The organism is Paractinoplanes atraurantiacus, from assembly GCF_900215205.1.
Taxonomy (GTDB): domain Bacteria; phylum Actinomycetota; class Actinomycetes; order Mycobacteriales; family Micromonosporaceae; genus Actinoplanes; species Actinoplanes atraurantiacus.
The window spans coordinates 143,012-149,324 of the sequence record NZ_OBDY01000028.1 but is presented as its reverse complement, the minus strand read 5'-3'; the positions used below and the strand labels follow the sequence as shown (position 1 = coordinate 149,324).

General features: G+C 69.5%; 7 protein-coding genes. 1 reads left to right on the top strand and 6 read right to left on the bottom strand.

The genetic code is table 11. The features are described 5' to 3' along the window. The first annotated feature begins 134 nt into the window (after positions 1–134). On the top strand, positions 135–1,028 hold the full coding sequence (locus tag CRP55_RS40940; protein WP_097327380.1) for an IS982 family transposase: 894 nt from the start codon (positions 135–137) through the stop codon (positions 1,026–1,028). Positions 1,029–1,041: 13 nt separating this feature from the next. On the opposite strand, the gene CRP55_RS40935 is transcribed toward CRP55_RS40940, so the two are convergent. Genes CRP55_RS40935 through CRP55_RS40910 form a run of 6 tightly spaced genes read right to left on the bottom strand, consistent with a single transcriptional unit; the run spans position 1,042 to position 6,234 of the window. After that, positions 1,042–1,992, bottom strand: coding sequence for a multicopper oxidase domain-containing protein (locus tag CRP55_RS40935; RefSeq protein ID WP_245923685.1), 951 nt, complete (start codon positions 1,990–1,992; stop codon positions 1,042–1,044). Between the two features lie 2 nt (positions 1,993–1,994). Then, positions 1,995–2,420, bottom strand: a complete 426-nt coding sequence (locus tag CRP55_RS40930; protein ID WP_097327378.1) for a DUF6220 domain-containing protein — start codon at positions 2,418–2,420, stop codon at positions 1,995–1,997. 46 nt (positions 2,421–2,466) lie between these two features. Then, on the bottom strand, positions 2,467–3,657 hold the full coding sequence (locus CRP55_RS40925; RefSeq protein ID WP_097327377.1) for an adenylosuccinate synthetase: 1,191 nt from the start codon (positions 3,655–3,657) through the stop codon (positions 2,467–2,469). Next, positions 3,654–4,610 (bottom strand): hypothetical protein, encoded by a 957-nt coding sequence (locus CRP55_RS40920; protein ID WP_097327376.1) that lies wholly within the window; start codon positions 4,608–4,610, stop codon positions 3,654–3,656. The genes CRP55_RS40925 and CRP55_RS40920 overlap by 4 nt, the downstream gene beginning before the upstream one ends. Positions 4,611–4,624: 14 nt before the next feature. Next, positions 4,625–5,506, bottom strand: coding sequence for a molecular chaperone DnaJ (locus CRP55_RS40915; RefSeq protein WP_097327375.1), 882 nt, complete (start codon positions 5,504–5,506; stop codon positions 4,625–4,627). Beyond that, positions 5,503–6,234, bottom strand: a complete 732-nt coding sequence (locus tag CRP55_RS40910) for an NUDIX hydrolase (RefSeq protein ID WP_097327374.1) — start codon at positions 6,232–6,234, stop codon at positions 5,503–5,505. Before CRP55_RS40910 ends, CRP55_RS40915 begins: the two co-directional genes overlap by 4 nt. Positions 6,235–6,313: the final 79 nt, after the last annotated feature.

Here is a 6,313-nt window from a genome sequence, read left to right as displayed (position 1 = left end):
CTAGACGAGTAATTCCTAACGCCTTCTAGTCGCGTGTACATGCACAGGTGCACTGCACACATGTCGTGTGCAGGTGACATGCATACGTGCAGATGTAGTCAGGCGTAAAGGTGAAGGGTGTTGATGATCCGTTTGTGACGACAGACCTCAACACCCTTCTGACCGCACTGTACGTGAAGATCGACGACTGGCTCGGGCGGCCACCTCGGGTCGGGCGCCCACCCAGGCTTTCCGACGCTGAACTGCTGACCGTGGCGGTGGCTCAGGCCCTGCTCGGGATCCGCTCGGAGGCCCGGTGGCTACGGTTCCTGCCACGGCATCTACCCGGCGCGTTCCCCTATCTGCCCGGGCAATCGGGCTACAACAAGCGTTTGCGAGCGGCGCTGCCGTTGCTGAAACGAGCGATCCGGCTGATCGCCGCCGACACCGATCTGTGGCACGACGATGTGTGGGTCACCGACTCCACGCCGGTGGAATGCGGACGGTCCCGGCCGACCGTCAAACGCTCCGAGCTGGCCGGCTGGGCCGGCTACGGCTACTGCTCGTCACACTCGCGGTTCTTCTGGGGACTGCGCCTGCATCTGATCTGCACCCCGGCCGGGCTGCCGATCGCCTGGTCCCTGGCCACCGCCAAGACCGATGAGCGGCACGTCCTGGCCGCCGCTCTGGAGGAAGATCCACAGCTACTGACGTCGCGGGCCGGGCAGATCATCATCGCTGACAAGGGCTACGTGTCCGCCGAACTCGACCGGTGGCTGACCGAGCGTGGAATCCGGTTGCTGCGACCGTCTTACCGCAACCGCACCCCACACCCCGGTGAGCACCTGCTCAAACCCGTTCGTCAGCTGATCGAGTCAGTCAATGACACGCTCAAAGGCCAACTCGATCTGGAACTGCACGGCGGCCGCAGCATCGAAGGCGTCGGCGCCCGCGTCGCCCAACGCCTGCTCGCCATGACCGCCGCGATCTGGCACAACCGCACCACCGGACAACCCCTGACCAGGTCACTGATCGCCTACGACCACTAATCCGAATAAGGACTTACTCGTCTAGATCAGCCCTCGGTTGTGGCGCCGAAGGCACCGAGCCCCACACCGCAGCCGCACCGCCACCCACATCCACGCGAGCAGCGCCCGGCAAGGACAGATCGACCCGCCCTCCCGCCGTCACCAAAACCGATTTATCCGAAATATCAGAGGGGCGATAAACCGCATGCCCATCCACAGCGACGACCCGATAAGGAGCCCCGGAAACCCAAAGACGAATCGGCCCCGCATCAGTGTTGATCACGCGCACACGAGCCACGGCGCCCGGTGAGGGCGACGGCCCGGCGATCCCGGTCAGCGACGAGACTCCCGGAGCGCCATTGATGGTGCGTTTCCCGTCGTACGTATGGACCGCCACCACCTCATCCACCTCCGCCGCCGACGCGCCCACCACCAGCGCCCCGAACAACCCGCCCCGCACCTGCGAGTGCGAGACCTGATGCGAGTGATACCAGTACGTCCCCTCGTCCGGCGTCGTGAAGCGGTAGACGTGCCGCTCACCCACCCGCACCGCGTCCTGGGTCACCCCCGCGACCCCGTCCTCCGCGTTCGGCACGTCCACACCGTGCCAGTGCAGGGTCACCCCGTCTGGCACCGACTCGTTGACCAGCGTCACCTGCAACAGCTGCCCCCGCCGGGCGTGGATCTGCGGCCCCGGCGTCGCGCCGTTCAGCGTGTACCGCTTGCCCTCCTTGCGGGCCGTCAGCGTCAGCGACACGTCCGGTTTCCCCGTCGACGGCCCGGTCAGCGCCGCGACCGAGAACTCGTCGCCGTGGGCGTGCGCCGCAGCCGGCCCGCCGCCGAAGTCCATGGTCCCCATCGACGCCATGTCATAGGTGCCCGGCACCAGGCTGTCCTGCCACAGATAGCCGAGCGGCCCGAGCACCGCCAGCGTCGCCACCACCGCGATGACGACCCTGGTCGAGCGACGCAAAGGGCGGCGCATGATCAGACGGGGACGGCCGGCCGCGCTCCGGCCGGCGCCGACGCCTTGCGGGCGGCGATCGACGCCACCCCGGCCAGCGCGAACGCGTTGAGACCGTGCAGCACGCCGAGCACCGGCGCGATGAAGCCGGCGAAGGCCAGCACGATCTGCAGGACGACCACGCCGAGGACGATCGCCGCCCATTTCACGCCGCCCGGCACCTTCGCGAAGAACGCGACGACCAGCAGGACCAGCGCCAGCAGCGGCACGACCATCATGCCGACGACGCTGTGCACCCAGTGGCCCCAGTTGTACTCCGAGTTCTCGTCGAAGACGCCACCCGCCTCGGCGTCGTTGAGGACGGTGAACCAGGCGGCCGCGATCACCGCGGCCTGCACGACGACGCTCAAGGCGATCAGCAGGGCAAGTGCTCGATAAGTGGCTCGCATCAACCCAGCAGACACCTGCCGTAGCGCCGCCACTATCAGGTAGGAGTCACACGAGCTTCTTGTCAGCCGAAGTGGGACCGTACGACTCGATCTCGACCGGCGCGCCGAGCAGCTCGCCGATCGCCGAGGGCCAGTCGCCGGGCCGGACCAGCGTGCCGGGCCGGGCCCGGAAGAGGCGGGCGGTCAGCTCCGCCTGATAGCCGAGATCACGGAAGGGGCCCGGGACGAGCCGATCAACGTCAACTTCGTCGATTGTGTACGACGTACAGGCGCGCAGCGAGGCGCAACGATCGGGCGCGTCGAGGTGCGTGACGGCCAGTCCGTCCACTCCTCCGGCCACCTCCACCGCGTACCGGTGGGCCACGGCGTCGAAGTGCCCGACCCGGAACGAGCCCTGCCACTCCCCCGTCCCGTTGTGCGCCTCGGGCAGCTCCAGTGCCGGGTCCTCGGTGACGAACGGCCCGGCCCCGTGCCGGGTCGTGTACGTCCGCACCACACCGAGCCGCCGGAACGCCCCGCACAGCGCGGCCACGTTGTCGAACGTCGTCGTCGACCACGTCGTGTGCGGGTGCCATCCGCGCCACTCGTCCAGCAGCACCCCCTGCGCGCCCTCGAAGACACACGGCCCCTCGCTGAGCAGCCGCTCGGTGTGCCCGCCGTCCACGATCGACACCGTCGAGCCGAAGAGCGCGAACGCCTCGACCACGTCGTCGAGCGGCACGTCGATCGGGCCGAGGTCGTCGGCCAGGGCCGCGAGGACCCGGCGGAGCCGCGTGCGGGAGCGCGTGTCGGACACGCGTGGGGCGCCGGCGTGGGTCAAGGCGTACGCCATGGTCTCTCCGACGCCCATCCCGCACGAACCGTGACGGGACCCGCCGCGCTCGATCTCCCGCCGCCGGTTCGCCGCACGATGCCACGGAGTGGCGAGAAGGGCGTCACCATCCACCGTGAGCAGCTCATAAGCGCCGTCCAGATGGCGAGCTTCGGCCGACAGGGCCAGCGGATCGACCACCATGAAGCGCGTCAGGTGGGTGGGCACGCCCCGCAGCGTGCCCGACCCGAACTGACTGAACGTGTGGTGCCGCCCGTCCTCGGTGATCACGTTGTGGGCCGCCTGCGCTCCCCCGTTGAAGCGCAGGACGGCCCTTCTCGGCGAGTCGGCGCAGAGCGCGTCGACCACCGTGCCCTTGCCGGCGTCGCCGTACCCGAGGTCGACGACCGCGACGTGCTCGTTCACAGCCGCTCGTTTCCCGATCCGCCGTCGGTCAGCGACAGGGCCGAGCGCACGACCGTGCCGCGCTGGAGCGGGGCCAGGGCCTTGCCGACCGTGCCGCCGTGCTTGGAGCCGGCCTCGACCAGGTGCGTCAGGCCCTCGTCGAGGTCGATCGTGTCCTCGCCCAGGCCGACCGTGACCGCGATGGTCTCGCAGACCGCGTCGAGGTCGTCGAGCTCGAGCACGTTCTGCCCGAGCAGACCGCGCCAGCGGTCGAGGATCTCCTTGTCGCCGCCCCAGCCGGCCGCCGTCGGCATCAGGTAGTACACGTCGTACTTGCGCTGGAGCTCAGCCAGGATGTCCTCGGTGCTGATCCGCTCGCGCAGGTCCTCGCCGAGGAACCGCTTGACCTCCTTGCGGCTGACCTTCGGGTACGGCATCTCGTCGCCGATCAGGAACAGATAGCCACGCCGGCCGCGCTTGGTCATCGAGTCGAGCGTGGTGTGCCGGGCCATGAAGTACATGGCCAGCTCGTACGACTCGCGCTTCTGGCCGCCACCGCCGCCCTCGAGCACGATGCGGGCCAGGTCGTCGTCCATCCGGTTGTCCGACTCGAACTGCCCGATCTGCAGCGGCACCCGGTCGCAGGTGGCGTCGCCGACCGCGCCGAACAGGAGGTGCGGGTCGGTCGCGTAGCCCTTGCGGGTCAGCAGGCCGAGCAGCTGCGGCAGCTTGGTCTGCAGCGCCCGGGGCACGCTGCCCATCGAGCCGGTGACGTCGAAGATGACGGCGATCGGCGTGCTGAACGGGTGCTCGTCGCTGTCGCGGCTCTCCCTCGCCGTTACTCCGTTGGGGTCGAGGGCGGGGTGGGCCTTGCGAGCGCCGCTGTCGCTGTACGCGAAGGCGCTCGTGCCGCTGCTGGCGCGGTAGTTGGCGGCGGCGGTGTAGACGTCGGTGGACCAGCGTCCGCTTCCCATGTCGTTCTCCTTCTCTAGATCACGAAGGGCCGGAACGTGCGCGGCCCGTAGAGGTTGTCGAGCAGGTCGTCGAGCTCGCCGAGCAGCGACCACGCGTCCTGCGGCCGCATGCGCGGCGCGTCGTAGAGGCAGCCGTCGGCGAACCGCCGCATCGGCTTGGGCATGTCGGTGATCCGGGTCATCAGGGCGGTGGCCAGGTAGATGTCGGTGGCCGGGGTGACGGTCCTGTCCCGCCTGACCTCGGGTGGGTAGGAGTGGCCCTTGATGACGGCGCTGACCCGGCCGCCCGAGTAGCACCAGTCGACGAGGGCCACACCGTGCTGCTCCGGGTGGATCAGCACGTGCTCTTCGAAGACGGCCCCGTGCACGACGCCGGCCCGGTGGGCCCAGCCGAGCCCGGTCAGCAGCCGCCGCCACATCCAGGCCGCGTCCCGCGGGTCCAGCTTTCGTCCGACCTTTGACAGCGGCACGAACCCGTCGAGCTTCTCCAGGACGTTGACCCGCCGCCGGCGCCGCTGCTCGTCCTCGTGCACATAGCTTTTGAGCAGCCGGGGAGCGTACGGCCGGAACTTGGGGTCGCCGTTGACCTCGAGCTTTTTCAGCGCCGCCGCCTCGGCCTCCATGAGATCGTTGTCGGCCGGGTCGCGCGGCACCTTGACCAGCCCACCCTCGCCGGGCCGGAGGTCGGCGACGTCGCCGGTCAGCACGGCCCGCTCCTCGTAGAGGCGCGCGAGCTTGGCGAAGACCCGGTTGGCGGTCGCGCTCTGCGCTTCGGTCACGGCGTCCGGGTGTACGGCCTTCGCGAGCTTCCGGTACGCGGCGTCGCCGCCCCCTTCACCCAGATCCGCGTACGTCGTGGCCGCCTCGATCCGCTCGACCGCCTCGAGGAAGGTCATCGCACACCGTCTTCGCGGGCCGGCCGCAGCAGAGCCGGGTGCAGCAGCTGGGCGTCACCGGCCCGGTAGAGCTTGGCCCGCGGCCCGCCGCGCTCGCCGCCGCGGGCCGTGGTGGCGCCGGTGCTCTCGACGAAGCCCGGCACGGAGAGCACCTTGCGGTGGAAGTTGCCGGCGTGCAGCTCCTCACCCCAGACCGAGGCGTAGACCTGCCGGAGCTCGCCGATGGTGAACTCGTCGCCGACGAACGCGGTGGCCAGCGGCGTGTATTCGAGTTTCGACCGCGCCCGGTCGAGCCCGTCGGCCAGGATCGTGTCGTGGTCGAAGGCCAGTCCCGTGGCCTGCTCGACCGGCACCCACGCGGCCCCGGCCGCGTCGGAGCCGGCCCGCGGCTCGGGCAGCCCCGGAGCGAAGGCGAGGTAGGCCACCGAGAAGACCCGCATCCGCGGGTCACGGCCCGGGTCGCCGTACGTCCGCAACTGCTCCAGATGAACCTTGCCCAGCGCCGTCTCCTCCTGCAGCTCGCGCAGCGCCGCGTCGTCGAGCCCCTCCCCGCGGACGAAGCCACCCGGCAGGGCCCGCCGCCCGGCGAACGGATGCTCGGCCCGCTCGACCAGCAGCACGCAGAGCTCCCCGTCGCGAATGGTCAGCGCCACCACGTCGACGGTCACCGCGACGGCCGGGTAGGCCCCCGGGTCGTACCCCTTCAGGAACTCCGCTTCGCTCGCCATGTTGTCCTCACGCTGAGATTAACTCGATGTGAGAACAACTTAGCTCAGGCTTTTTCCGGTGTCAACCCCACATAAAGAA